This window comes from Pantoea sp. Z09 (assembly GCF_022394795.1).
GTDB lineage: Bacteria > Pseudomonadota > Gammaproteobacteria > Enterobacterales > Enterobacteriaceae > Pantoea > Pantoea latae.
The window spans coordinates 3,427,681-3,453,795 of record NZ_CP092373.1 but is presented as its reverse complement, the minus strand read 5'-3'; the positions used below and the strand labels follow the sequence as shown (position 1 = coordinate 3,453,795).

At 59.4% G+C, this 26,115-nt stretch carries 31 protein-coding genes; 13 read left to right on the top strand and 18 right to left on the bottom strand.

The window, feature by feature from the left end; translation table 11 throughout:
- Positions 1-420: 420 nt before the first annotated feature.
- From arcB to mtgA, 3 genes are all read left to right on the top strand, one after another.
- A complete protein-coding gene (gene arcB / locus MC269_RS16525) occupies positions 421-2,763 on the top strand; it encodes an aerobic respiration two-component sensor histidine kinase ArcB (protein WP_239953065.1) in 2,343 nt (780 codons plus the stop codon).
- 169 nt (positions 2,764-2,932) lie between these two features.
- Positions 2,933-3,289, top strand: coding sequence for a hypothetical protein (locus tag MC269_RS16520; protein ID WP_239953064.1), 357 nt, complete (start codon positions 2,933-2,935; stop codon positions 3,287-3,289).
- Between the two features lie 359 nt (positions 3,290-3,648).
- The gene (mtgA, locus tag MC269_RS16515) at positions 3,649-4,368 is read left to right on the top strand and encodes a monofunctional biosynthetic peptidoglycan transglycosylase (protein WP_239953063.1); all 720 of its coding nucleotides are present in this window, start codon (positions 3,649-3,651) and stop codon (positions 4,366-4,368) included.
- Positions 4,369-4,371: 3 nt separating this feature from the next.
- Here the strand turns inward: mtgA and npr are convergent, their stop codons facing one another.
- The 11 genes from npr to MC269_RS16460 form a co-directional block, all read right to left on the bottom strand.
- A complete protein-coding gene (npr, locus tag MC269_RS16510; RefSeq protein WP_081136972.1) occupies positions 4,372-4,644 on the bottom strand; it encodes a PTS phosphocarrier protein NPr in 273 nt (90 codons plus the stop codon).
- Positions 4,641-5,495, bottom strand: a complete 855-nt coding sequence (rapZ, locus tag MC269_RS16505; protein WP_239953062.1) for an RNase adapter RapZ — start codon at positions 5,493-5,495, stop codon at positions 4,641-4,643. The genes npr and rapZ overlap by 4 nt, the downstream gene beginning before the upstream one ends.
- 54 nt (positions 5,496-5,549) lie before the next feature.
- Positions 5,550-6,029, bottom strand: a complete 480-nt coding sequence (gene ptsN, locus MC269_RS16500; RefSeq protein WP_081136968.1) for a PTS IIA-like nitrogen regulatory protein PtsN — start codon at positions 6,027-6,029, stop codon at positions 5,550-5,552.
- 129 nt (positions 6,030-6,158) lie between these two features.
- Positions 6,159-6,446, bottom strand: a complete 288-nt coding sequence (gene hpf / locus MC269_RS16495; protein WP_081136966.1) for a ribosome hibernation promoting factor — start codon at positions 6,444-6,446, stop codon at positions 6,159-6,161.
- A 21-nt stretch (positions 6,447-6,467) separates the two neighbouring features.
- Positions 6,468-7,901: an RNA polymerase factor sigma-54 gene (rpoN, locus tag MC269_RS16490; RefSeq protein WP_081136964.1), complete on the bottom strand. Its 1,434-nt coding sequence runs from the start codon at positions 7,899-7,901 to the stop codon at positions 6,468-6,470.
- 47 nt (positions 7,902-7,948) lie between these two features.
- A complete protein-coding gene (lptB, locus tag MC269_RS16485; RefSeq protein WP_081136962.1) occupies positions 7,949-8,674 on the bottom strand; it encodes an LPS export ABC transporter ATP-binding protein in 726 nt (241 codons plus the stop codon).
- Between the two features lie 5 nt (positions 8,675-8,679).
- Entirely contained in the window at positions 8,680-9,228 is a 549-nt protein-coding gene (gene lptA, locus MC269_RS16480; protein WP_081136960.1) for a lipopolysaccharide ABC transporter substrate-binding protein LptA, read from the bottom strand.
- Positions 9,197-9,775, bottom strand: a complete 579-nt coding sequence (gene lptC / locus MC269_RS16475; protein ID WP_239953061.1) for an LPS export ABC transporter periplasmic protein LptC — start codon at positions 9,773-9,775, stop codon at positions 9,197-9,199. Before lptC ends, lptA begins: the two co-directional genes overlap by 32 nt.
- Positions 9,772-10,338 carry a 3-deoxy-manno-octulosonate-8-phosphatase KdsC gene (kdsC, locus tag MC269_RS16470; RefSeq protein ID WP_081136956.1) on the bottom strand — a complete coding sequence of 189 codons (567 nt, stop codon included), beginning with the start codon at positions 10,336-10,338 and terminating at the stop codon, positions 9,772-9,774. Before kdsC ends, lptC begins: the two co-directional genes overlap by 4 nt.
- Positions 10,339-10,351: 13 nt before the next feature.
- Positions 10,352-11,338 (bottom strand): arabinose-5-phosphate isomerase KdsD, encoded by a 987-nt coding sequence (gene kdsD / locus MC269_RS16465; RefSeq protein ID WP_081136954.1) that lies wholly within the window; start codon positions 11,336-11,338, stop codon positions 10,352-10,354.
- 17 nt (positions 11,339-11,355) lie between these two features.
- Entirely contained in the window at positions 11,356-12,336 is a 981-nt protein-coding gene (locus MC269_RS16460) for a calcium/sodium antiporter (protein WP_239953060.1), read from the bottom strand.
- Positions 12,337-12,561: 225 nt separating this feature from the next.
- Here MC269_RS16460 and mlaF point away from each other — a divergent pair, with 225 nt between their 5' ends.
- The 7 genes from mlaF (at position 12,562) to murA (ending at position 17,366) form a co-directional block, all read left to right on the top strand.
- A complete protein-coding gene (gene mlaF, locus MC269_RS16455) occupies positions 12,562-13,377 on the top strand; it encodes a phospholipid ABC transporter ATP-binding protein MlaF (RefSeq protein WP_081136950.1) in 816 nt (271 codons plus the stop codon).
- 4 nt (positions 13,378-13,381) lie between these two features.
- A complete protein-coding gene (gene mlaE, locus MC269_RS16450; RefSeq protein ID WP_081136948.1) occupies positions 13,382-14,164 on the top strand; it encodes a lipid asymmetry maintenance ABC transporter permease subunit MlaE in 783 nt (260 codons plus the stop codon).
- A 4-nt stretch (positions 14,165-14,168) separates the two neighbouring features.
- Positions 14,169-14,714: an outer membrane lipid asymmetry maintenance protein MlaD gene (gene mlaD / locus MC269_RS16445; RefSeq protein WP_081136946.1), complete on the top strand. Its 546-nt coding sequence runs from the start codon at positions 14,169-14,171 to the stop codon at positions 14,712-14,714.
- A 13-nt stretch (positions 14,715-14,727) separates the two neighbouring features.
- A complete protein-coding gene (gene mlaC, locus MC269_RS16440; protein ID WP_239953059.1) occupies positions 14,728-15,360 on the top strand; it encodes a phospholipid-binding protein MlaC in 633 nt (210 codons plus the stop codon).
- Positions 15,361-15,362: 2 nt separating this feature from the next.
- Complete coding sequence (mlaB, locus tag MC269_RS16435) at positions 15,363-15,668, top strand: lipid asymmetry maintenance protein MlaB (protein WP_081136942.1); 306 nt, start codon at positions 15,363-15,365, stop codon at positions 15,666-15,668.
- 114 nt (positions 15,669-15,782) lie between these two features.
- The gene (gene ibaG / locus MC269_RS16430) at positions 15,783-16,040 is read left to right on the top strand and encodes a BolA family iron metabolism protein IbaG (RefSeq protein ID WP_033749277.1); all 258 of its coding nucleotides are present in this window, start codon (positions 15,783-15,785) and stop codon (positions 16,038-16,040) included.
- Between the two features lie 66 nt (positions 16,041-16,106).
- Positions 16,107-17,366, top strand: a complete 1,260-nt coding sequence (gene murA / locus MC269_RS16425) for a UDP-N-acetylglucosamine 1-carboxyvinyltransferase (RefSeq protein ID WP_239953058.1) — start codon at positions 16,107-16,109, stop codon at positions 17,364-17,366.
- A gap of 72 nt (positions 17,367-17,438) precedes the next feature.
- Here the strand turns inward: murA and MC269_RS16420 are convergent, their stop codons facing one another.
- Both MC269_RS16420 and ispB read right to left on the bottom strand, forming a co-directional pair.
- Positions 17,439-17,741 (bottom strand): helix-turn-helix transcriptional regulator, encoded by a 303-nt coding sequence (locus tag MC269_RS16420; RefSeq protein ID WP_081136938.1) that lies wholly within the window; start codon positions 17,739-17,741, stop codon positions 17,439-17,441.
- Positions 17,742-17,986: 245 nt separating this feature from the next.
- On the bottom strand, positions 17,987-18,958 hold the full coding sequence (gene ispB / locus MC269_RS16415; protein ID WP_081136935.1) for an octaprenyl diphosphate synthase: 972 nt from the start codon (positions 18,956-18,958) through the stop codon (positions 17,987-17,989).
- Between the two features lie 256 nt (positions 18,959-19,214).
- Here ispB and rplU point away from each other — a divergent pair, with 256 nt between their 5' ends.
- From rplU to cgtA, 3 genes are all read left to right on the top strand, one after another.
- Entirely contained in the window at positions 19,215-19,526 is a 312-nt protein-coding gene (gene rplU, locus MC269_RS16410; protein ID WP_033749281.1) for a 50S ribosomal protein L21, read from the top strand.
- Between the two features lie 15 nt (positions 19,527-19,541).
- Positions 19,542-19,799: a 50S ribosomal protein L27 gene (gene rpmA, locus MC269_RS16405; protein WP_006121751.1), complete on the top strand. Its 258-nt coding sequence runs from the start codon at positions 19,542-19,544 to the stop codon at positions 19,797-19,799.
- Between the two features lie 230 nt (positions 19,800-20,029).
- Positions 20,030-21,202 (top strand): Obg family GTPase CgtA, encoded by a 1,173-nt coding sequence (cgtA, locus tag MC269_RS16400; protein WP_239953057.1) that lies wholly within the window; start codon positions 20,030-20,032, stop codon positions 21,200-21,202.
- A 39-nt stretch (positions 21,203-21,241) separates the two neighbouring features.
- On the opposite strand, the gene MC269_RS16395 is transcribed toward cgtA, so the two are convergent.
- From MC269_RS16395 to MC269_RS16375, 5 genes are read right to left on the bottom strand one after another with little or no spacing between them, the layout of a single operon-like run.
- A complete protein-coding gene (locus MC269_RS16395) occupies positions 21,242-21,658 on the bottom strand; it encodes a hotdog fold thioesterase (RefSeq protein ID WP_239953056.1) in 417 nt (138 codons plus the stop codon).
- A 3-nt stretch (positions 21,659-21,661) separates the two neighbouring features.
- Positions 21,662-22,420: a 2,3-dihydro-2,3-dihydroxybenzoate dehydrogenase gene (gene dhbA, locus MC269_RS16390; RefSeq protein WP_239953055.1), complete on the bottom strand. Its 759-nt coding sequence runs from the start codon at positions 22,418-22,420 to the stop codon at positions 21,662-21,664.
- Positions 22,417-23,271 (bottom strand): isochorismatase, encoded by an 855-nt coding sequence (locus tag MC269_RS16385; protein ID WP_239953054.1) that lies wholly within the window; start codon positions 23,269-23,271, stop codon positions 22,417-22,419. The genes dhbA and MC269_RS16385 overlap by 4 nt, the downstream gene beginning before the upstream one ends.
- 17 nt (positions 23,272-23,288) lie before the next feature.
- The gene (locus MC269_RS16380) at positions 23,289-24,905 is read right to left on the bottom strand and encodes a (2,3-dihydroxybenzoyl)adenylate synthase (RefSeq protein ID WP_239953053.1); all 1,617 of its coding nucleotides are present in this window, start codon (positions 24,903-24,905) and stop codon (positions 23,289-23,291) included.
- Between the two features lie 10 nt (positions 24,906-24,915).
- Positions 24,916-26,094, bottom strand: coding sequence for an isochorismate synthase (locus tag MC269_RS16375; protein ID WP_239953052.1), 1,179 nt, complete (start codon positions 26,092-26,094; stop codon positions 24,916-24,918).
- Positions 26,095-26,115 lie beyond the last annotated feature (21 nt).

The following is a 26,115-nucleotide window of genomic DNA, read 5'->3' as shown; positions in this document are numbered from 1 at the left end:
CTTTAACAGCAGGATATGCTGCATAGCAGATTACCCGCACATCATGTATCTGTTTTTCTTATAACGGCAGATTTGAATCAAACAGAGGGTGGCCATAAGTAAAATTAATCAAGCAAGGGGTGATTATTCACGCAGGAAAAGTGAATTTAAATTCATAAGGAAAAAGGAGGGCCGGGGCATCGAAAGGCTGCCGATAAAGAAAAGAGAGGGCTTAACATCCACTTGCCGATAAGCAGGCGGCCCTCCAGATTATTCAGCTGGCGTAATTAGTCAAGTTTTTTAGCGCTCAGGCCGCTATCGTCGGCGATCGTGGGGTCAGATGCACCATTATGGGGCGCAACGCGCGCTTTACCGCCATGCGCAGCGCCATCGCACAGGGAATTACGCTATGATGAGCCTGTTCTTTTCCAGGGAGTTCGTATGAAACAGATCCGCCTGCTGGCGCAATATTATGTTGATTTGATGGTGAAGCTGGGACTGGTGCGCTTTTCGCTGCTGCTGGCGTCGGCGCTGGTGGTGCTGGCGATGGTGGTACAGATGGCGGTGACCATGGTGCTGCGCGGCCACGTAGAGAGCATCGACGTGGTGCGCTCGGTGTTCTTTGGCCTGCTGATTACGCCCTGGGCGGTCTACTTTCTCTCGGTGGTGGTCGATCAGCTTGAGGAGTCGCGTCAGCGTCTTTCCAGGTTGGTGGACAAGCTGGAGGAGATGCGCACCCGCGATCTCGAGCTAAACCAGCAGATGAAAGAGACCATCACCCAGCTCAATCAGGAAATCAACGACCGTATTAAAGCGGAGCAGGCGCGCGAGCAGGTGATGGATAAGCTACGTGAAGAGATGGCGCGCCGCGAGCAGGCGCAGATCGAGCTGGAGCAGCAATCCTCGTTCCTGCGCTCTTTCCTCGACGCCTCGCCCGATCTGGTGTTCTACCGCAATATCGACAAGCAGTTCTCCGGCTGCAACCGCGCCATGGAGCTGCTGACCGGCAAAAGCGAAAAACAGCTGATTGGCCTGACGCCGCGCGACATCTACGACGAAGATGCGGCGACCAAGGTGCTGGAGACCGACGAGAAGGTGTTCCGCCACAACGTGTCGCTCACCTATGAGCAGTGGCTGCAGTACCCGGACGGGCGCAAGGCCTGCTTTGAGATCCGCAAAGTGCCCTATTACGACCGCGTTGGCAAACGCAGCGGGCTGATGGGCTTCGGTCGCGATATTACCGAGCGTAAGCGCTATCAGGACGCGCTGGAGAACGCCAGCCGGGAAAAGACCACCTTTATCTCAACGATCAGCCACGAGCTGCGTACGCCGCTTAACGGCATTGTCGGCCTGAGCCGCATCCTGCTCGACACCGATCTCAATCAGGAGCAGCTGAAGTACCTGAAAACCATTCATGTTTCCGCCATTACGCTCGGCAACATCTTCAACGACGTGATTGAGGTAGACAAGATCGAACGCCGCAAGGTGCAGCTCGATAACCAGCCGCTCGACTTTACCGGCTTCCTGGCAGATCTGGAGAACCTCTCCGGGCTGCTGGCGCAGCCGAAAGGGCTGAAGTTCGTGATGGCGCCGAGTTTGCCGCTGCCGCACAAGATTTGCGCCGACGGCACGCGCCTGCGCCAGATCCTGTGGAACCTGATCGGCAACGCCGTGAAATTTACCCAGCAGGGCGAAATCGTGGTGCGCGTCGCCTACGAGCAGAATGAGATGCTGCGTTTTGAGGTGGAAGACTCCGGCCAGGGCATCCCGCAGGATGAGCAGGATAAGATCTTCGCCATGTACTATCAGGTGAAAGATCAGCACGGCGGCAAACCGGCGACCGGCACCGGCATTGGCCTGGCGGTATCGCGCCGTCTGGCGCAGGCGATGGGCGGCGATATTACCGTGCGCAGCGCGCCGGGGCAGGGATCCTGCTTCACCGTGCTGATCAACGCGCCGCGCGTGGCCGAAGAGGTCGAGGATGAGAGCAGAGACGACAGCATGCCGCTGCCGGCGCTGCACGTGCTGCTGGTTGAGGATATTGAACTGAACGTGGTGGTGGCGCGCTCGGTGCTGGAAAAACTCGGCTGCAGCGTCGAGGTGGCGATGACCGGGCAGGCCGCGCTGGAGATGTTCGACCCGCTGGAGTTCGACCTCGCCCTGCTGGATATCCAGCTGCCGGATATGACCGGCCTCGACGTCTCGCGCGCCATTCATCAGCGCTACCCCGACGCCAGCCTGCCGCCGCTGGTGGCGCTGACCGCTAACGTGCTTAAGGATAAGAAAGAGTACCTGGAGGCAGGCATGGACGACGTGCTGAGCAAGCCGCTGTCGGTGCCGGCGCTAACCGCCATGATCAAAAAGTTCTGGGATCACCCCAGCGACGACGCGCAGGCCGATCGCGAGGAGGGCGAGGACAAAACGCGCGCGCTGCTCGATGTGCCGATGCTGGAGCAATATATCGAACTGGTCGGCCCCGGACTGATTACGCAGAGCCTGACGATGTTTGAACAGATGATGCCAGGCTACCTTGAGGTGCTCGACTCCAATCTGATGGCGCGCGACCAGAAAGGCATTGCGGAAGAGGGCCACAAAATTAAAGGCGCGGCGGGATCGGTGGGATTACAGCATCTGCAGCAGGTGGCGAAACAGATCCAGAGTCCGGAGCTACCGGCATGGTGGGACAACGTGGGCGAATGGGTTGAAGAGCTTAAGCGCGAGTGGCGTCACGACGTGCAGGTATTACGCGAGTGGGTAGCAGAAAGAGAAAAACCACGGGCCTGAAAAAAAATGACCCCAGTCGAAGACCGGGGTGCGCGAATACTGCGCCAACACCAGGGAAAAAGGCGCTGTTGCTATACTGATTCGAGTTAACGTGCAGCAGCGTGGTATTGGTTAACACATGCCATCACCTTAGCAAATTCCATTAATGACTGGGTGAAGATTCATTAAAATGTGTGATGTTGAGCAGCGTTTAAATACAGAAAACATTAATTTGGCAACACAGTCAAGCAAGGAATCAATTTCTGCGTTGCATTGCGCTCATTTTGACCAATTGTTCCAGTTTTTGCGCGGTTTTTGTTTGCCAGCGCGCTGCGAGGCGCGCCGCAAAGCGGGGAAAAGCGCTTTCGCCGCGAATTTGCCACTATTTATGATGCAATGTATTGATAAAATTGAAAAAGTTTTCGAGTGGCCGTACTTTATCCAAAACGTTTTGGAAAGCGCGCGCGTAAATTTCCAAATCGTTGTGATGCCAGGCAAATCTGCAGAAATCAATCGGCGGAATAGCGTGATTTTATCGCCGCTTTAGCGCTGGAATGGGCAGCATCAGGTTGTCTGTTTTCTGTTCCTTTACGCTAAATAGTGAATAGCGGAACAGTGATGCCAGAGTGAAGGTTTAATATCGTGAATGAATCATTGTGAGGTTTATCACAAATGGTTAAGTGTATGTCGTGAAAAGCGATAAGCGCGCAACAAGTATGGAACCGATTCCTTTTTAACGGAAGTGCTTGATGTGATTCGATCTGTTGGCGATTTACGGCGATAAAAAAGAGCGCTGACCGCGTCAATTTGCGCATAATTTCGCTCTTCATCAGCCTTTTTGACGGAGATGTGCCTTTCATCACATCAGGAATTGATTAATTCAGGGAACAGGTAAGAGCTCATTGCATGAGCAGGAATAAAGGGAGCCTCTGGCGAGGCATTAAACGTATCGCCACGCGCGTGATAGTGACGCTGCTGGGCGTATGGGTTATCGGTATTGGTCTGTTCGCCTTTTTGCCGGTGCCCTTTTCCGCAGTAATGGCGGAGAGACAGCTCGGCGCATGGCTGAGCGGCGATTTTCACTATGTGGCGCACTCTGACTGGGTGGGACACGACGAGATTTCGCCGTGGATGGCGCTGGCGGTGGTCGCCTCGGAGGATCAGAAATTCCCGACGCACTGGGGATTCGACGTCGATGCGATTGAATCGGTGCTCGACAGTGAGGGCACGCGCATGCGCGGCGCCTCCACGCTGTCGCAGCAAACGGCGAAAAACCTGTTTCTCTGGGATGGACGCAGCTGGCTAAGAAAAGGGCTGGAGGCGGGACTGACGGTGGGCATCGAAACCGTCTGGACCAAGCGACGCATCCTGACGGTCTACCTGAACATAGCCGAATTCGGCGAGGGGATCTTCGGCGTGGAAGCCGCCTCGCAGCGCTATTTTCACAAGCCGGCCAGTCGGCTGACTATCGCGGAAGCGGCGCTGCTGGCAGCGGTGCTGCCTAACCCAATTCGCTTCCGCGCCGACGCGCCGTCAGGCTATGTGCGCCAGCGCCAGCAGTGGATTATGCGGCAGATGCGCCAGCTGGGCGGCGAGGGCTTCCTGCAGCGTAATCATCTCGACTAAGCATCACTCTTCGTCGAAGCCGGCCTCGAAAAGTTCGATAACGGCCGCCAGCGCCTGGTGCTCTTCCGGGCCGCTGGCTTCAATCTCAATATGACCGCCTTTAGCAGAATCGAGCATCAGCAGGGCAATCACGCTGCTCGCCTCCGCCTCGGTGCCTGATTCGTTGCGCAGCAGCACTTCGGCGTCGAAGCTTTGCACCAGCTCGAACAGCTTCATCGCCGGTCGCGCGTGCATGCCCAGCTTGTTTTTGATTTCCACGGTTTGTTTAACGGTCATGATTTACGTTTTTCCAGCGTGCGATGGCGCGACTGCACGTTTTTGCCGCGTGAGCGGAAGTAGTCCGCCAGCTGCTCGGCGATATAGACCGAACGGTGTTTGCCGCCGGTGCAGCCGATAGCGACGGTCAGGTAGCTGCGGTTGTTGGTTTCCAGCATCGGCAGCCATAGTTCGAGATAGCTGCGCGTCTGATAGATAAAGTTATGCACTTCAGTGTGACGATCGAGAAACGCCGCGACCGGGCGATCGAGTCCGGTCATCGGGCGCAGTTTGGGATCCCAGTGCGGGTTCGGCAGAAAGCGCACGTCAAAAACGTAGTCGGCGTCGATGGGAATGCCGTGCTTGAAGCCGAAGGATTCAAACACCATCGTCAGCTCGCGTTCGCGCTTGCCCAGTAGCCGGGTGCGCAGCATCTCCGCCAGCTCGTGCACCGACATCTCAGAGGTATCGATAATCAGATCGGCGCGCGAGCGCAGCGGCTCCAGCAGATCGCTCTCTTCGTCGATGGCGCTTTCCAGCGACAGGTTCTTACTGGAGAGCGGATGCAGACGGCGCGTATCGCTGTAGCGGCGGATCAGCGTATTGCGATCGGCATCGAGAAACAGCAGCTGCGGCGAAAAGGCGTCCGGCAGATTATTCAGCGCATGTTCGAACACTTCCGGCGACTCCGGCATATTGCGCACGTCGATGCTGACGGCCGCCGAGATATTGCGTTCCATCAGCGAGTTCGCCAGCTCGGGCAACAGCACCACAGGCAGGTTATCGACGCAGTAGAATCCCATATCTTCCAGCGCGCGTAGCGCCACCGATTTTCCTGAGCCTGACCGACCGCTAACGATCATCAGCACCATGACCTTCTCTCCCGTTTTAAACCGGCGCGCACGCCGGTAAAAGCGCAGCGCGCGTTACTGCTCCTCTGGAGCTTCTGTAATGATGGCGTAGAGTTCTTCATCGCTCTGCGCCGCGCGCAGGCGGCGACAAACGGTTTTGTCCGCCAGACGCTTCGCGACCAGAGAGAGGGTGTGCAAGTGGGTTTTGCACTGATCCGCCGGCACCAGCAGCGCAAACAGCAGGTCGACCGGCTGGTTGTCTACCGCGTCGAAGGCGATGGGCTGGTCAAGGCTGATAAACACGCCGACCGCGCGCAGCGTGTCCTCTTCCAGCTTGCCGTGCGGGATCGCGATACCGTTGCCGATACCGGTGCTGCCCATGCGCTCACGGGTCAGGATCGCCTCAAACAGGGTTTGATGCGGCAGATTAAGCTGCTTCGCTGCCAGCTCGCTGATAATCTCCAGCGCGCGTTTTTTACTCTGGCAGTGTACGCCGCTGCGCGTGCAGTCCGGCGTCAGCACGGTGCTCAGTTCCAGTATCAGATCGTTGTTCATTATCGTTTCACTTGCGAGTTCACAGAGCCGCGGCGTGGCCGCGGCGCTTGCACAGATGGCAAAACGGGGCGGTAAATCCGCCCCATCCAGACCGCCCTGAGCGCGCGAGGCGCGCTGCAAGCGTGAAGGTTAGTGTTTGTTCAGTTTGTCTTTATGCCGGTTAAGCTGACGGGCGAGCTTGTCGACCAGCCCGTCAAGCGCCGCATACATATCTTCCGCTTCCGACGTGGCGTGCAGCTCGCCGCCGTTGACGTGTAAGGTCGCGTCCGCAACCTGAGTGACCCTTTCCACTTTCAGAACAATATAAACCTGATTGATGCGATCGAAATAGTGTTCCAGTTTGGCAAATTTGTTGTTGATGAACTCACGCAGCGGTTCGGTGACTTCAACGTTTTGCCCAGTGATATTTAGCTGCATAGGTCTTCCTTCTCATTTCTGTCAAACCAGCTGTTTCCGCTGGTTCGATGGCGGGATAGATAAAGACTCGCGATATTTAGCGACGGTACGGCGTGCCACCATAATGCCCTGTTCAGACAACATGGAGGTGAGCTTGCTGTCGCTCAAGGGTTTAGCGGGATTCTCCGCCGAGATTAATTTTTTCACCAGCGCTCGAATCGCCGTGGAGGAGGCTTCGCCGCCGCCTTCGGTGTTGACGTGGCTGGAGAAAAAATATTTAAGTTCGAAGATGCCGCGCGGGCTGTGCAGATATTTTTGCGTGGTCACGCGCGAGATAGTGGATTCATGCATATCCACCGCCTGCGCGATATCCGCCAGCACCATCGGGCGCATAAACTCTTCGCCCTGCTCGAAAAAGGCCTGCTGCTGCTCGACGATACAGCGCGTCACCTTCAGCAGCGTATCGTTGCGGCTTTCGAGGCTTTTGATCAGCCAGCGCGCCTCCTGCAGGTTGCTGCGGATAAACTGGCTGTCGCTGTCGTTGCGCGCGGCGCCGCCCATCGCGGCATAGTGCTGATTGATGCGCAGACGCGGCACGCTGTCGCTATTCAGCTCTACCGTCCAGCGCTTGCCAACCTTGCGCACCAGCACGTCGGGGATGACATATTCCGGCTCGCCGGTCTGCACCGACTGGCCGGGGCGCGGATCCAGCGACTGGATCAGCTGCATCGCCTCTTTCAGCACCTCTTCTTTAAAGCGGGTGACGCGCATCAGGCTGCGGAAATCGTGGTTGGCCAGCAGATCGAGATGTTCGCTGACAATCAGGCGCGCCTCGGCCAGCATCGGCGTGGCCGGGGCGAACTGGGAGAGCTGCACCAGCAGGCAGTCGCGCAGATCGCGCGCGCCGACGCCGACCGGATCGAAACGCTGAATGCGCTTCAGCACCGCTTCGACCTCATCCAGCGCCAGCTCGTCATTGCCCATGCTGTCGAGGATCTCGTCAAGCGAAACGGTGAGATAGCCGGTATCGTCGATGGCGTCGACGATAGAGGTGGCGATGGCGCGATCGGTGTCGGTGAAAGGCGTCAGATCCACCTGCCACATCAGGTAATCCTGCAGCGACTGGGTGGTTTCGCCCTGATAGACCGGCAGCTCGTCATCCTGATAGTCGGTGCCGGTGCCGGAAGGGGTGCCTGCGGTATACATCTCGTCCCAGGTGGCGTCGAGCGGCAGGTCGTCCGGCATCTCTTTCTGTTCCAGCGCCTCGCGCGTGTCCAGCACCTCATCTTCCTGATAGTCGCGGCTGTCGATCTCTTCGTGCACGTCAGCCTGCTCCAGCAGCGGATTGCTCTCCAGCGCCAGCTGCAGCTCCTGCTGAAGCTCAAGCGTAGAGAGCTGCAGCAGTCGGATGGCCTGCTGCAGCTGTGGAGTCATCGCCAGCTGTTGGCTGAACCTGAGTTGCAAACCTTGCTTCATATTCAGGACGGGATTTCCTAAGCAAACATCGTATTAACGACACCTTATCAGAGTCTGAACTCTTCGCCCAAATAAACCCGTTTAACCTGCTCATCTGCAAGTATTTCATTTGGCGTGCCGTGGGCGATCAGGTGCCCCTGGCTAACGATATAGGCGCGTTCGCACACCGCCAGAGTTTCACGAACGTTGTGGTCGGTGATCAGCACGCCGAGGCCGCTGTCGCGCAGATGCTCGATGATTTTTTTGATGTCGATAACCGAGATGGGATCGACGCCGGCAAACGGCTCATCCAGCAGAATAAATTTCGGATTGGCAGCCAGCGCACGGGCGATTTCGACGCGGCGGCGTTCACCGCCCGACAGCGCCTGGCCCATGCTGTCGCGCAGATGGGCGATATGAAACTCATCCATCAGCTCGTTGGCGCGATCCTGACGCTGCTCCTCGGTGAGGTCGTCACGGATTTGCAGCACCGCCATCAGGTTGTCGTAGACGCTCAGACGGCGGAAAATCGACGCTTCCTGCGGCAGATAGCCGATGCCACGACGCGCGCGCGCGTGCAGCGGCAGGATGCTGATGTCGTCGTCGTCAATGACGATGCGGCCCGCGTCGCGCGGCACGATGCCGACGACCATGTAGAAGGTGGTGGTCTTACCCGCGCCGTTGGGGCCCAGCAGGCCGACGATCTCGCCGGATTTCACCTGCAGGCTGACGTCTTCCACCACGCGACGGCCCTTATAGGCCTTCGCCAGGTTTTCTGCGATTAGTGTGGCCATAGCGATCAGTTACTCTTTTTCGGGCTGTTAGCGTTTTTGTCCTGCAGCTGCGACGGCACCAGCACGGTGGTGACGCGCTTGCTCTGACCCTGGCTGTAGGCCTGCATTTTCTGCTCTTTAACCAGATAGGTGATGCGGTCGCCTTTGATATTGCTGTCCTGCTGTTCGATGTAGGCGTTGCCGGTCAGCTCGACGAAATCTTTCGCCAGCTCGTAGTGCAGTTTGGCCGCGTGGCCCTGCACCGGCTTGCCGCTGTCCTGCATCTGGTAGAAGGTGGCCGGGTTGCCCCAGGCGTCAACGATGGTTTTATTGCTGTCGCCGCCGGGACGCGTGACCACCACTTTATCGGCGGTGATTTTAATGGTGCCCTGGGTGACGATGACGTTGCCGGTAAAGGTCGCCACATTGCCTTGCAGGTCCAGCGCCTGGTTTTCAGAGTCGATGTTGACCGGTTTGTCCGAGTCGCCGGTCACCGCCAGCGCGGGCAGACTGGCCGCCAGCAGCGCGCCGACCAGGAAAAACTTAAGGCTGTTGTTGTGCATTTTGGATTTCATAATAAGTTTTGACCTTTTCAATCAACTCGGCGTTTTTCGTCCGTAAATTTCCACGCATTTTCATGCCGGTAGAGTTAAAACCGCGCCCGAACAGCGTGACCTGGTCGTCGGACGTCACGTCCTGAGAGACGAGGTTGACCTGCGCATTGTCCGTTTTGATGCGCTGCAGCTGCGAATCCTGCGTCAGCGTATTTACTTCCACATGACCATACAGGTAAAGCATACGATCTTTGGTGAGTTTGGCTTTATCCGCGCGCACCGACCAGGTCGGCACTTTGTTTTCGTCGTAGGTGGTCATCACCGGCTTGTCGAACCAGCTCACCTCGTCCGCGGCGAAATAGGTCACTTTGTCCGACACCAGTTTGTACGCCAGCGCCCCTTGCGGGTTGTAGACCACGGTATTCGAATTCGCGCTGGTATAGGTCGGCTCCTGATCGCTGGCGGCGACCGGCGCGCTCGCGTCATCCTGGCTGGTCAGGTTCCAGCCGATCAGCACCAGCGCGATCAAGGCCAGGATCAGCGTTATCCAACGCCTGCTTCTACTCATACTGATAGCCCTTTGGCATCCTCAAATTTGTTCTGCGCCATTAAAATCAGGTCGCACACTTCGCGCACCGCGCCGCGTCCGCCCGCGATGCGCGTGACGTAACGGGCGCGCGGCAGCAGCACAGGATGCGCATCGGCGACGGCGACGCTCAGCCCCACTCTGGCCATGACTGGCCAGTCGATCAGATCGTCGCCGATATAGGCGACCTGCTCATCGGAAAGCGACAGTTTATCCAGAAGTTCGCGATAGGCCAAAAGCTTATCGGACTGTCCCTGATAAAGATGGCGAATGCCCAGGGTTTTGCAGCGATCCTCCATCAGGCGCGCATTGCGTCCGGTAATGATCGCCACCTCGATATCTGAGGTTAGCAAACAGCGGATGCCGTAGCCGTCGCGCACGTTAAAGGCCTTCAGCTCTTCGCCGTTGTTGCCCATGTAGATCACGCCGTCCGACATTACGCCGTCAACGTCGCAAATCAGCAGGCGGATCTGGCTGGCGCGCGCCATGACCTCCGCGCTAACGGGTCCGTAGCAGGTTTCCACCAGGGAAGTATTTAGCGACATGTTCGTTTCCTGTTCAGACTACGCCGGCGCGCAGCATGTCATGCATATGTACCACACCGAGCAGACGATCGTCATCGGCCACCAGCAGCGCGGTAATGTTTTTGTTTTGCATCAGGTTCAGCGCGTCGACCGCCAGCATATTGGGGCGCACCCGAATGCCGCCGCGCGTCATCACTTCCGAAATGGTGGCATGCTGGAAATCGATGCCCATATCGAAGATGCGGCGCAGGTCGCCGTCGGTAAAAATCCCCTCGATCTTCATCAGATCGTCGACAATCACCGTCAGCCCTAAATTTTTGCGCGTGATCTCCAGCAGCGCGTCGCGCAGCGAGGCGTCGCGCGTCACGTGCGGCATCTCGTCGCCGCTGTGCATAATGTCGCTGACGTGCAGCAGCAGCTTGCGTCCCAGCGCGCCGCCCGGATGCGACAGCGCGAAATCCTCGGCGGTAAAGCCGCGCGCCTCAAGCAGCGCCACCGCCAGCGCATCACCCATCACCAGCGTCGCGGTGGTGCTGCTGGTCGGTGCCAGCCCGAGCGGGCAGGCTTCCTGCGGCACCTTCACGCACAGGTGCACGTCAGCGACGCGGCCCATGGCGCTGTCGGGACGGCTGGTCAGGCAGATTAGCGGCACATGCTGCCGCTTTAGCACCGGGATCAGCGCCAGAATCTCGTTGGATTCGCCACTGTTAGAGATGGCGAGCACCACGTCGTTGCCACCGACCATGCCGAGATCGCCGTGGCTGGCTTCGCCGGGATGCACAAAAAATGCCGGCGTGCCGGTGCTGGCAAAGGTGGCGGCCATCTTCTTGCCGATATGGCCCGATTTGCCCATCCCCATTACTACCACTTTGCCCTGACAGCGATAGATCATCTCGCAGGCGCGGGTGAAGTCGTCGTTAATATACTGGTCCAGCTGTTCGAGACCTTCACGCTCAATGCGCAGTACCGCTTTTCCCGCCGCTTGAAAGTCGAAATTCGCGATTGAAAGCTGAGTTGACATGGCAAATCGGTCCTTTGTTATCCGTCGATGAAAGCGGGCTGGATCCACAACAGGGCGCCCCAGACGATGAAACCACAGAGTAAAAGCGTTCCTGCACGGCGGCCGATACGGCGGCTGCGCTGCAGGCAGAGCAGGGCGAACAGGGCGCTGACGCCGAGCATCACCCAGTAATCGCGCGCGAAGGCGTGTTCGTCTACGCCGCCGGGATTCATCAGCGCCGGCAGGCCCAGCACGATAGCGATATTATAAATATTGGCACCAATCAGATTGCCGATGGCGATATCGTCTTCGCCTTTCAGCGCACCGGCGATCACCGTCGCCAGCTCCGGCAGGCTGGTGCCGACCGCGATCAGCGTGGCGCCCATCACCAGCTCGCTGACGCCGAAATAGTCGGCGAAGGCGGTGGCGTTGTCGATCACCATACGCGTCGCCATCGGCAAAATAATCAGCGCGACCGCCAGCCAGAGAAACGCCACCGTGTTGCCGCTCTCTTCGCGCGGCAGCTCTGCAAGCTGTTCGCGCGTCAGGGTGTCGCTATTGTCGCGCTCGGCGCGGCGCGCGAAGCGGATCGCCACCAGCAAATAGAGGATGGCGATGGCGATCAGGCCGACACCGTCGAGACGGCTCAGGTAGTTATCGAACAGCATCAGGCCGCTGAGAAGTGAGACCAGCAGCATCAGCGGCAGTTCGCGCCGCACCAGATTGGAGTGTATGTTCAGGGGATGCAGCAGCGCCGCGCCGCCGAGGATCAAGAGAATATTGGTGATGTTGGAGCCGAGCGCCGTGCCGACCGCCAGATCCATCTGGCCATGCTGCGCCGCTGAAAACGAGAGGATCATCTCCGGCAGCGAGGTGCCGATGCTTACCACCGTCATGCCGATAATCAGCGGCGGGATCCCGAAGGATCGGCACAGTATCGCGGCGCTAAACACCAGGCGATCGGCGCCGTAAGCCAGTAAAATCAAACCAACGATCAGCAGGGCAGAGGCTACGAACATGAAAAATCCTTGGATGAAATGCGTTGCCGCCACGTCTTGTACGGCAGGTTTCAGGTTCTGTCATCACAAACAGGCGCTGATTTTGACCGTCTGAGCGGCAAAAGTAAATTTTATGCCCGCTTTAGCCAAATCAAGGCGGTAAGTTTCTGTAAAGCTATCGTGCACTGGCGCGTTACAGGCTACCATCGTAGGCTTTATAACGCCCGATCCACAGAAGAGGTAATAATGGACCAACAGGAAACGAACCTGGTTGAGGTTCGTGGCGTCAGTTTTTCACGCGGCGATCGTGCGATTTTCGACGATATTTCGCTGACGGTGCCGAAGGGAAAAGTCACGGCCATTATGGGACCGTCGGGCATTGGTAAAACCACGCTGCTGCGTCTGATTGGCGGCCAGCTGCAGCCCGATCGCGGCGAGATCTGGTTTCGCGGCGAAAACATTCCCCGACTGTCGCGCGCGAAACTCTACGAGACGCGCAAAAAAATGAGCATGCTGTTTCAGTCGGGCGCGCTTTTTACCGATCTGACCGTTTATGAAAACGTCGCCTGGCCGCTGCGGGAGCACACCCGGCTGCCTGCGGCGCTGCTGCACAGCACGGTGATGATGAAGCTGGAGGCGGTCGGCTTACGCGGCGCGGCGCAGCTGAAGCCGGCGGAGCTCTCCGGCGGTATGGCGCGGCGCGCGGCGCTGGCGCGCGCCATCGCGCTCGAGCCGGAGCTGATCATGTTCGATGAGCCTTTCGTCGGCCAGGATCCCATCACTATGGGCGTGCTGGTGAAGCTGATCGACGAGCTGAACCATTCGCTGGGCCTCACCTGCATCGTGGTGTCGCACGACGTGCCGGAAGTACTCAGCATCGCCGACAGGGCGTATATTGTGGCCGGGCAAAAAATCATTGCTCAGGGCAGCACGCCGCAGCTGCGGGAAAACCCCGATCCGCGCGTGCGTCAGTTTTTGGATGGGATTGCGGACGGCCCTGTTCCGTTCCGGTTTGCCGCCGGAGACTATCTTGCCGATCTCACCGGCTCAGGGAGAGTGTAAACTCATGTTGTTAAAGGCGCTGGCGTCAACAGGACGTCGCGGAATCAATACCTGCTCCACCTTCGGGCGGGCAGGGTTAATGCTGTTTCACGCGCTGGTAGGCAAACCTGCCTTTCGAAAACACGCGCCGCTGCTGATCAGGCAACTCTACAGCGTCGGCGTCCTGTCGCTGTTGATTATCGTGGTCTCCGGGCTGTTTATCGGCATGGTGCTGGGGCTGCAGGGCTATCTGGTGCTGACCACCTATAGCGCGGAAACCAGTCTCGGCATGCTGGTGGCGCTGTCGCTGCTGCGCGAGCTGGGACCGGTGGTAACGGCGCTGCTGTTCGCCGGGCGCGCCGGATCGGCGCTGACGGCGGAGATCGGGCTGATGAAGGCGACCGAACAGCTCTCCAGCATGGAGATGATGGCGGTGGATCCGCTGCGCCGCGTGGTGTCGCCGCGTTTCTGGGCGGGCTTTATCAGCATGCCGCTGCTGGCGCTGATCTTTACCGCCGTCGGCATCGCGGGCGGCGCGCTGGTCGGCGTGAGCTGGAAAGGCATCGATCCCGGCTTCTTCTGGTCGGCGATGCAAAACGCGGTCGATTTCCGCACCGACGTGATCAACTGCCTGATTAAAAGCGCCGTTTTTGCCGTGACGGTCACCTGGATCGCCCTGTTTAACGGTTACGACGCGATTCCGACCTCTGAAGGGATCAGCCGCGCGACGACGCGCACCGTGGTGCACGCCTCGCTGGCGGTACTCGGTCTGGATTTTGTGCTGACAGCACTGATGTTTGGGAACTAATGCAATGCAAAGCAAAAAAAGCGAAATTTGGGTTGGCGTGTTTATGCTGCTGGCGCTGGTGGCGATGCTGTTTCTCTGCCTGCGCGTGGCGGATCTTAAGTCGCTCGGCACGCAGCCGACCTGGCAGCTCTATGCCACCTTTGATAATATCGGCGGCCTGAAAGTCAGCTCGCCGGTGAAGATCGGCGGCGTGGTAATTGGCCGCGTCACCGATATCTCTCTCGAACCGAAAACCCTGCTGCCGCGCGTGACGATGGCGATCAGCGACGAGTACGCCGATAAAATTTCCGACACCAGTTCGCTGGCGATCCGCACGCAGGGCTTACTCGGCGAGCAATTTTTAGCGTTGAATCTAGGCTTTGACGATCCCGAGCTGGGCTCGGCGATGTTGAAAGACGGCGACACGCTCCGCGATACCAAGTCGGCTATCGTGCTGGAAGACCTGATCGGTCAGTTCCTGTATAAGAGCGGCGGCGACAACAAAGACGGCACGAATAACAAGGATCCGCAGGGTGCCGACAGCGCGCCTGCGGCCCCGGCCCAACCCTGAGAGGTAAAAAACGATGTTCAAACGTTTCCTGATGATTGCCATGCTGGCGGTCGCGCCGCTGGCTGCGGCGAACGCCGCCGATCAAACTAATCCCTATAAGCTGATGGACGAAGCGGCGGCGAAAACCTTTACGCGCCTGAAAAACGAGCAGCCGAAAATCAAGCAGAACCCTAACTACCTGCGCGACGTGGTGCGCCAGGAGCTGCTGCCCTATGTGCAGATCAAGTACGCCGGTGCCTTAGTGCTCGGCCGCTACTACCGTGAAGCGACGCCGGCGCAGCGCGAGGCCTATTTCAGCGCCTTTGGCGACTACCTGGCGCAGGCTTACGGTCAGGCGCTGGCGCTCTATCACGGCCAGACCTACCAGATCCAGCCTGAACAGCCGCTGGGCGACGCGAAAATCGTTGCGATTCGCGTCACCATCGTCGATCCCAACGGCCGTCCGCCGGTTCGCCTCGATTTCCAGTGGCGCAAGAACAGCCAGACCGGTAACTGGCAGGCCTATGACATGGTGGCGGAAGGCGTCAGCATGATCACCACCAAACAGAACGAGTGGAGCGATCTGCTGCGCACCAAAGGCATCGACGGCCTGACCGCCCAGCTTAAAACCTACGCGGCACAGCCGATTACGCTGGATAAACAGTAACGATGCATGAGTCATTACGCTGGCAGCGTGACGCCAGCACGCTGTCGCTGTACGGCGAACTGAACCGCGATACGCTGCTGGCGCTCTGGCAGCAGCGCGAGACGCTAATCGACAAGGCGGAGATTATCGACGTCTCTGGCCTGGCGCGCGTCGATTCCGCCGGTCTGGCGCTGCTGGTGCACCTGCGGGAAATCGCGCGTGCGCAGGGCGTTACGCCGCGCTTTAGCGGCATCAGCGAGAAATTGCAGTCGCTGATCACCCTCTACAATCTGCAGCAGATTATTGTTTCTGCGGATAAAAGCGCCTGATTGTTTTTCGCATCCGTTAAGCCCCTGTTTTCCGCAGGGGCTTTTGCATGTTTAAGAGTCCGGCGCTTTCCTCTAAGATGTCACCCTTTATTATTCCAAATGAAGTAATGAGCAATGGAAAACAGTGAAATTCAGGCCGTGCTGATGAAGGCACTGCCGCTGGACGAAGTCCACGTAATGAGCAACGACGGCAGCCACTTTCAGGTTATTGCCGTGGGTGAAATGTTTGGCGAGCTGAGCCGCGTGAAAAAACAGCAGGCTGTTTACGCGCCGCTGATGGAATATATCGCCGACAACCGCATTCATGCCGTCTCTATCAAAACCTACACCCCTGCTGAATGGGCGCGCGACCGTAAACTCAACGGTTTTTAAACCCGCCTCAGGGGCGCTCGCCGCTGGCGAGCCCCATCCGTCTTTAGCTAATTGAGAGCCGTGTTAATGGACAAATTTCGTGTGCAAGGCCCCACCCGTTTAAGCGGTGAAGTGACCATTTCCGGGGCGAAAAACGCCGCGCTGCCGATTCTGTTTGCTGCGTTACTGGCCGAAGAGCCGGTCGAGATCCAGAACGTGCCGAAGCTGCGTGATATCGATACCACGATGAAGCTGCTGAGCCAGCTGGGTGCGAAGGTCGAGCGCAACGGCTCCGTACACGTCGACGCCAGTCAGGTCGACATCTTCTGCGCGCCGTACGATCTGGTGAAAACCATGCGCGCCTCTATCTGGGCGCTGGGGCCGCTGGTGGCGCGCTTTGGTCAGGGACAGGTTTCGCTGCCGGGCGGCTGCGCCATCGGCGCGCGTCCGGTGGATCTGCATATTACGGGCCTGGAGCAGCTGGGCGCGGAGATCAAGCTGGAAGAGGGCTACGTCAAAGCCTCTGTCGACGGTCGTCTGAAAGGCGCGCATATCGTGATGGATAAAGTGAGCGTCGGCGCGACGGTCACCATCATGAGCGCGGCGACGCTGGCCACCGGCGTCACCATCATCGAGAACGCGGCGCGCGAGCCGGAGATTGTCGATACCGCCAACTTCCTGATCGCGCTCGGCGCGAAGATCAGCGGCGCAGGCAGCGACAAAATCACTATCGAAGGCGTTGAGCGTCTGGGCGGCGGCGTCTATCGCGTGCTGCCGGACCGTATCGAAACCGGCACCTTCCTGGTGGCGGCGGCGATCTCAGGCGGCAAAGTGCTGTGCCGCAATACCCAGCCGGACACGCTGGACGCCGTGCTGGCGAAGCTGCGCGACGCAGGCGCCGATATCGAAACCGGCGACGACTGGATCAGCCTGGATATGCACGGCAAGCGTCCGAAGGCGGTCAACGTGCGCACCGCGCCGCATCCTGGCTTCCCGACGGACATGCAGGCGCAGTTCACGCTGCTCAACCTGGTTGCCGAAGGCACGGGCGTGATCACCGAAACTATTTTCGAAAACCGTTTTATGCACATCCCGGAGCTGATCCGTATGGGCGCGCATGCGGAGATCGAGAGCAACACCGCGATTTGTCACGGCGTGGAAACGCTTTCTGGCGCGCAGGTGATGGCGACCGATTTGCGCGCGTCAGCGAGCCTGGTGCTGGCGGGCTGCATCGCGGAAGGCACGACGCTGGTGGACCGCATCTATCATATCGATCGCGGCTATGAGCATATCGAAGACAAGCTGAAGGCGATGGGCGCGCAGATTGAGCGCGTCAGCGGCGAATAAGCGTCGACGATAAGCCGTTAACATGAAACCAGCCGCTTTTGCGCGGCTGGTTTTTTTTCGACTGGTGGAGACTCAGACGCTGGCGGGATCCTGCTCGATCGTTTCCGGCTTCGCCAGCGATCGAATGCGCTTTTTACGATCCAGCAGCCGATGCGTGTGTGGATCGTAGTAGCGGCTTGGCCAGATCTCGGCGGGGTGGACGTCGATCGCGTCGGCGATAATCCACTCGCCTTTCGGCCACGGACGTGAAAGGGCGTTAGCCAGCGTCGAGGAGCTTAATCCCGCCTGGCGCGACAGCGCCGCCAGCGTCGTGCCGCGTCTGCGCAGCGCGGCGATCACATCGGCGGGATGCCAGTCTTCAATCCTTTTTTGCATATCGCATTCTCCTTGTTCCTGGGGTGAAATGTTTCCCTTGCAGCCGGGAACCTTGCTGGTTTCTCTTATCTGGAAACTTATGGAAATTTATAACAGAAAGTTTCCATCTGCTTCCAGTAATTTTTGGCTCAGTCAGGAGAAGTGCGCGCCACTACGCAAAAGCGCGGCAACAGATAAGAGGCATTTCGGGAAAAAGTGAAGCGGGCAGGGAAAAGCGGAGCTGCGCAGGGCGCTCCGCCTGGGGATCAGAAGTCGCGCTGCACCGACATATGCGCCAGCGATTCGAGCGCGCTGCGCCAGGGCGATTCCGGCAGGGCGCTGAGGGCGGCGATCGCTTTGTCCGCTTCCTGCTCGGCGCGCTTGCGCGTCCACTCCAGCGAGCCGCACTGCTGCATCGCAGCGAGCACCGGCTCAAGCAGGTGACGGCCGTTGCCCTGTTCGATCGCTTCGCGGATCATCTTTGTCTGCTCTGGCGTGCCGTTGTGCATCGCATGCAGCAGCGGCAGCGTCGGTTTGCCTTCGCTCAGGTCGTCGCCGGTATTTTTGCCCAGCGTGGTGCCGTCGGCGCTGTAGTCGAGCAGATCGTCAATCAGCTGGAACGCGGTGCCGAGAAAGCGCCCGTAATCCTGCATCGCTTTTTCCTGCGCCGGCGTCGCCTCCGCGAGAATGGCGGAAGCCTGCGATGCCGCCTCGAACAGACGTGCGGTTTTGCTGTAAATCACCCGCATGTAGTTCTCTTCGGTGATGTCGGGATCGTTGACGTTCATCAGCTGCAGCACTTCGCCTTCGGCGATCACGTTCACCGCTTCCGACATCAGCGCCAGGATGCGCAGCGAGCCCATGCTGGTCATCATCTGGAACGCGCGGGTGTAGATAAAATCGCCGACCAGCACGCTGGCTGCGTTGCCGAACGCCGCGTTCGCCGTCGCTTTGCCGCGACGCATATCGGATTCATCCACCACGTCGTCATGCAGCAGCGTGGCGGTGTGGATAAATTCGATCAGCGCCGCGTTCGTCACGTGCAGATCGCCCTGATAGCCCAGCGCGCGCGCAGAGAGCACGGCGATCATCGGACGGATGCGTTTGCCGCCGCCGCTGATAATGTAATAGCCAAGCTGATTGATCAGCGAGACCTCGGAATTCAGCTGGTCGAGGATGGTCTGGTTGACGGCCGCCATATCCTGCGCGGTTAATTCATTAATTTGTTCTAAGTTCATTCGTCTGTTCAGCTTTGACTCGTTTCAACGGCTTATGGTACGTGCTTTAACCAGCCTGAGTTCAGGTAATCTGTTACTGATTGTACTTGAATTTTCCGGATGAGAAACGTTTGCGATCGGCCTGTGTTTTTTTTCTGCAAGAGAGTGCAAAGTGCACTTGTCTTCTGCTGGAGATTTGCGTAGAATTCGCGCCCTATTGTGAATATTTATCGCGCCGCCTGATGAACGAAAGGCATGCGCAGAAGCGGAGTTTTATATGTACGCGGTTTTCCAAAGTGGTGGTAAACAACACCGAGTAAGCGAAGGTCAGACCGTTCGCCTGGAAAAGCTGGACATCGCAACCGGTGAAACCATTGAGTTTGACCAGGTGCTGATGATCGCAAATGGCGAAGACGTGAAAATCGGCGCGCCACTGGTTTCAGGCGGCGTGATCAAAGCTGAAATCGTTGCGCACGGTCGTGGCGAGAAAGTTAAGATCGTTAAGTTTCGTCGTCGTAAGCACTACCGTAAGCAGGCTGGCCACCGTCAGTGGTTCACTGATGTGAAAATTACTGGCATCAGCGCTTAAGAGGAGATCTGACAAATGGCACATAAAAAGGCTGGTGGCTCGACTCGTAACGGTCGTGACTCCAATGCAAAACGTCTGGGTGTAAAACGTTTCGGTGGCGAATCTGTTCTGGCAGGTAGCATCATCGTTCGTCAGCGTGGTACTAAGTTCCACGCCGGTAACAACGTAGGCTGTGGTCGTGACCACACCCTGTTCGCTACCGCAGACGGCAAAGTAAAATTCGAAGTGAAAGGTCCGAACAACCGTAAATACATCAGCATCGTTGCTGAGTAAGGTTGTCGTGACGCAGACAGCGACTGTCTGAACGCACGAATAAAAGCCCCGCAGCCATTGCGGGGCTTTTTACATTCTGCGACCTGTCGCTCTGTATTGCTGTACACTTTATGTACGCCTGATGCAAATCAGTCCTGATTTATCCGCCGCCGGTCAGCGCAGACAGACCCTGGCGGACCCGTCCGCCGCGCTGCGACAGCGTGCGGACGATTGTGTGACGGAGAAAGAAAATGAAGTTTGTTGATGAAGCGACAATCCTGGTGGTTGCCGGCGATGGCGGCAATGGCTGCGTCAGCTTCCGCCGTGAAAAATATATTCCTAAAGGCGGCCCGGACGGCGGCGACGGCGGCGACGGCGGCGACGTCTATCTGGTTGCCGACGAGAACCTGAACACCCTGATTGACTATCGCTTTGAGAAATCCTTCCGCGCCGAACGCGGGCAGAACGGCCAGAGCCGTGACTGCACCGGCAAACGCGGTCAGGACATTATCGTCAAGGTGCCGGTCGGCACGCGCGTGATCGATCAGGGCACCGGCGAAACGCTGGGCGACATGACGCGTCACGAGCAGAAGCTGATGGTCGCCAAAGGCGGCTGGCACGGCCTGGGCAACACGCGCTTTAAATCCTCAGTCAACCGTACCCCGCGTCAGAAAACCATGGGTACGCCGGGCGAGAAGCGCGATTTGCAGCTGGAGCTGATGCTGCTGGCGGACGTCGGCATGCTCGGCCTGCCGAACGCCGGTAAATCGACCTTTATCCGCGCCGTCTCGGCCGCCAAGCCGAAAGTGGCGGACTATCCGTTTACCACCCTAGTGCCAAGCCTGGGCGTGGTGCGCATGGACAGCGAGCAGAGCTTTGTGGTCGCCGATATTCCGGGGCTGATTGAAGGCGCCGCCGACGGCGCTGGCCTCGGCATTCGCTTCCTGAAGCACCTTGAGCGCTGCCGCGTGCTGCTGCACCTTATCGACATCGCGCCGATTGACGAGTCCGATCCGGTGGAAAACGCGCGCATTATTCTCGGTGAGCTGGAGAAGTACAGCGACAAGCTGTTCAACAAGCCGCGCTGGCTGGTGTTCAATAAAATCGACGTCATCGGCGAAGAGGAAGCGCAGGCGCGCGCCAAAGCGGTTGCCGAGGCGCTGGGCTGGGAAGACAAATATTACCTGATCTCCGCGGCAAGCCGTCAGGGCGTGCAGGATCTCTGCTGGGACGTGATGAGCTTCATCAACGCCAACCCGAAAGAGGCGGAAGAAGAAGAGAAGAAACCCGAAAAAGTCGAGTTCATGTGGGATGATTACCACCGTGAAGCGATGGAAAGCGTGGTGGAAGAAGAAGACGAAGAGTGGGATGACGACTGGGACGAAGATGACGACGAAGGCGTCGAAATCATCTACCAGCGTTAATGCCAGAGAAAAGGGACAGCGAAAGCTGTTCCTTTTTCATTACCCCAGCACCGCCACCGTCAGGCGCGACGAGCAGCAGAGCTGGCCGCGTGCGTTGCGGATCTCAATCTGCCACACCTGATTGCGCGAGCCGATATGCAGCGGACGGCAGATGCCGCGCACTTCGCCGCTGGAGACCGAGCGGTGGTGGCTGGCATTGACCTCAATGCCGACCACGCTTTTGCCCTCTTCGGTGCAGAGGTAGCCGGCGATCGACCCCATCGACTCCGCCAGCACCACCGAGGCACCGCCGTGCAGCAGGCCGAAAGGCTGATGGGTGCGCGCGTCGACCGGCATCACCGCCTCCAGATAATCGTCGCCGATGGCGGTAAAACGGATGCCGATATGCGCCACCAGCGAGTTATCGCCGATGGCGTTTAGCGCGTCGAGGTCGATGGCGCGTTTCCAGATCGCCATTGGTCAGGCTCCCAGCGTCGCGCCGCCGTCTACCACGATATCCTGCAGCACCACATGGCTGGCGAGATCCGAGGCGAGGAACAGCACGTTATGGGCGATCTCCTGCGGCGTGGCGATCTTACGCAGCGGGATCCCCAGCTTGTACTGATCCGGGAAGCCGTCGATCATCTCCTGCTCGGCGGTTGGCGTATGCCACAGGCTGCGCTGCATCTCGGTGTCGGTCGAGCCGGGCGAGACGATGTTACAGCGCACGCCGTAGGGCGCCATCTCCAGGCCGACCGTCAGGGCGAGGCTGCGCAGCGCGGCTTTCGACGCGCCGTACGCGGACATGCCGATACGCGGCGCGTGCGCCGAGTTCGAGGCGATAGTGACGATGGCGCCCGCGCGCTGCTGGCGGAACACCGGCAGCGTCTGCTGGAACATGTTAAAGGCGCCGCCGACGTTGACCGCCAGGCAGGCCTGAAAATCCGCAACGGAAATCTCGTCGGTGGCACCGATGCGCAAAATGCCCGCGCCGTTCACCAGCACGTCAAGGCGCGGCTGCTGCGCCAGCAGAGGCGCGCAGCGGCTTTTCACCTGTTCGGGATCGGCGACGTCCAGCGTATGGCAGGCGAAAGGGTAGGGCTGGTCGTGAAAGCGCAGATCGAAGCCCTGCACCTGCGCGCCCGCCGCGTGAAACGCCAGCGCGGTGTGGTAGCCGATGCCCTGGCCTGCGCCGGTCACCCAGACCTGCTTGCCGCTAAAGTCGAAAGCGTGGCTCATTGCGCAGGCTCCCGTGACAGCAGCGCCCACCAGCCGTCGATGGTGGGGTTTTTCGCCAGGCTGACAAAATCGATATCGCCGTGCACCTGACGCCAGCGCGCCGCCAGCGCCATCACGCGCACCGAGTCGAGGCCGTAGTCGATCAGGTTTTCACTATCTTCCGGCACGTCGTCATCCTCCAGCAGCGGCAGGATCAGCGCGCGCAGATCGTCTTTGCTGAGCGGCAGCGGCATCAGATCGGCGGTCATCACCACTTTACCGCTGCGGCCGGCGGTGTAGGTCAGCGCCATCATATGCTCTTCGCGGCTGAAGTCGGCCAGCGCGTCGGCCACCATAAAGGGCTGGATGTTACGCATAAAGGCGTCGGTGGCGGTAGTCAGACAACCAATGTGGGCGTACACGCCGGTGATGATCAGCTGATCGCGCCCCATCTCCTGCAGGATCGACTCCAGCGGCGAGCGCACGAAGGCGCTGTAGCGCCACTTGGTCAGCACCTGATCGTCGGCGTCGGGCGCCAGCGCATCCACGATCTTCTGCTGATCGGGGTGTTTGTTCAGGCCCGGTCCCCACATATCGTTCAGCAGCGCGCGATCTTCATCGCTCTGCTGGTTGGGCTGCGCGGTGTAGAACACCGGAATGCCCTGCGACTTGCAGTACGCGCGCAGGCGAGCAATGTTCTCCACCACCTGATTGACCAGCGGGCTGTTTTCGCCCCAGAAGTTAAGAAAGTAGGCCTGCATATCGTGGATCAGCAGCGCGGCGCGCTGTGGCTCCAGCGTCCATTTCACCTTGTTGGCGGGCAGCTCGGCGGCGGCAGGCAGCGAGTATGAGGTCAGTTTTGGAATAGCCATAAAATCTCCGGAACAGGTCAGGCTTGCGCTTGTTGATCGGCAAGCTGTTGGCGCAAACGTTTCTTGTCTACTTTGCCGACGGGCGTCAGCGGCAGTTCATCCACGCAGGTAATGCGATCGGGCAGTTTATATTCGGCGACGCCCAGCTCGCGCAGATGGCGACGCAGCGCCACCGGTTTGATCGGCTGACGCGCGACGATAAAGGCGCAGCTCTTTTCGCCCATCAGCTCGTCGTGCATCGACACCAGCGCCGCATGGATCACCTCGGGATGGCGCTGCAGCAGGTTTTCGATCTCTTCAGCGGCAATCTTCTCGCCGCCGCGGTTGATCTGATCTTTTTCGCGGCCCTGCACGGTAATGTAGCCCCGCTCGTTAATCTCAATCAGATCCCCTGAGCAGTAGAACCCCTCGGCGTCGAAGCTGGCCGCGTTGTGCGCCGGGCTTTTATAGTAGCCGCGGAAGGTGTAAGGGCCGCGCGTCATCAGGCGGCCAATGGCGCCAGCTGGCAGCGGGTCGCCGTTTTCGTCCGCCACCCACACCTCATCGTCGGGCGAAATCGGACGGCCCTGAGTGGTGAGGATGGTTTTTTCGTCGTCGTCGAAGCGAGTGTAGTTCACCAGCCCTTCCGCCATGCCGAACACCTGCTGCAGCTGGCAGCCGATTTCGCGCTGAATGCGCGCCGCCAGGGTTTCGCCCAGCTTTGCGCCGCCGACCTGCATGCGCTGCAGCGACGTCAGCGCCTGATTGCTGCCCCATTCATTAATCGCCTGCAGCCAGAGGCTGACGGCGGGCGGCACCAGGCCGGTGTCGGTCACGCGATGCTTTTCAATCAGCGGAAAACAGTTCGTCGCGCTGGGATCCTCCGCCAGAATCACCTGGCCGCCCGCATAGAAGACGCCGAGCGCGCCAGGAGAACTCATGGCGAAGTTATGCGGCGCGGGCAGGGCGATAAGATAGCGCGTATCAGCGCTGACCGCGCAGATCTCGTCGCTAGCGCGAATGCTGTAGTAGTAGTCGTTATGGGTGCGCGGGATCAGCTTGGGCGTGCCGGTGCTGCCGCCGGAGAGCTGGAAAAACGCCACTTCGTCGGCGGCGGTCGGCGTCGGCTGGAAGTCGCCCGCCGCTTCGGCCATCAGCGCCTCCAGGGTATTTTCCGGCTGGCTGTCGTTGCGCAGGATCACCTGACGCAGCGACGGGCAATCGGCACACAGCGCGTCGATAAAGCCGTCGTCGGCAAACAGCGCATGACGGCGATCGGCGATCAGCAGCGCAGGCTCGATCTGCGCGGCGTAGGCCTGCAGCTCGGTGCGCTGGTGGCTGAACAGCGCATAGACCGAGGCGACGCCCAGCTTAAACAGCGCAAAGACGGTGACGTAGAAATCCGCGACGTTGCCCAGCTGCACCAGCGCGGTATCGCCGTTTTTCAGCCCGCGACGCTGCAGCGCCGCGGCCAGGTTGTCGCTGCGCTGCGCCAGCTGGCGGTAGCTCAGCTGCAGATCGCCTTCGATAACGGCGATGGCGTCGCTCTGTTGATGACGCGCGAGGATATTGGTCATCGGCACATCCAGCCAGTAGCCTTTCTCGCGGTAGCGCGCCGCCAGATCGTCTGGCCAGCGGTGATAGGGGATCGACATGGTATTTCCTTTATTGCAGTCCAAAAGCGCGCAGCATGGTGTCGAGTTTGACACCGGTCTCGCGCCATTCTGATTCCGGTTGCGAATCCGCCACAATGCCCGCGCCGGCGAACAGGCGCACCCGCGCGCCGTGCACGGTGCCGCAGCGGATGGTCACGACCCATTCGCCGTTGCCCTGTTCATCGCACCAGCCAACGATGCCGCCGAACAGCTGGCGCTCAAACGGCTCCAGCGTCTGGATCAGCTGCTGGGCGCGCTGGTGCGGAAAGCCGCTCAGCGCCGGTGTCGGATGCAGCAAACAGGCGAGCGACAGCGCGTTTTCCCGCTCGTCGCGCGCTTCGCCGTCGATCTGCGTCGCCAGATGCCACAGGGTGGCGGTGTTGAGCAGCGAGGGCGTGGCGGGCACCGAGAGCAGGCGGCTGCGCGGCTGCAGCACATCGCGCATCGCGTCGGTCACCAGCTTGTGCTCGTGACGATCTTTCGCTGACTGCATCAGGGCGTCGCCAGCGGCTTTGTCGCGCTGCGCGTCGGCGTCGCGTCGCGCGGAGCCGGCGAGCGGGCAGGAGCTGAAATCACCTCCCTGCTTGCGCAGCATCAGTTCCGGGCTGGCGCCAACCAGCGATCCGCCCTGTGGCAGCGGCAGATGGAATTGATACGTATTAGGGTTTTGCGCCACGATGCGCTGCATCAGCGCGGCGACATCCACCGGCTGTTCGGTGACGATATCCATCAGGCGCGACAGCACCGCTTTATCCAGCTCGCCGCGCTGCGTGGCGGCGACGGCCTGCGCCACCATCGCGGTAAAGACGTCATGCTCCGGCACGGCGGCGCGACGACGCACCTGCGGCAGCGGCGCCTGCGCGGCCGGCAGCGCAGCCTGCAGATCGGCGCGGTTAAAGGTTTGATGCGATTCAGGGATAAACAGCGCAGCGGGCTGCGTCACGTCGAACGGGATGGCGCCGACCAGGATCGGCTGGGCGATGCCCTCTTTTTTCGCCGCCGCGAAGTGACGCCGCAGCTGCTGTTGAAACTCGCCGTCCAGCGCGTCGCCATCGGTCACCGGGGTGGTGACGGTGGTGTAGCAGCCTTGCGTAGCGATACTGCGCCACGGTGATGTGAAGATAAATCCCCGACAGAGCGCGGAGAAATCCTGGAGCAGGGGATTTCCAAACGTCAACGTTTCCACCATAATTTTCACCTATAAATGATA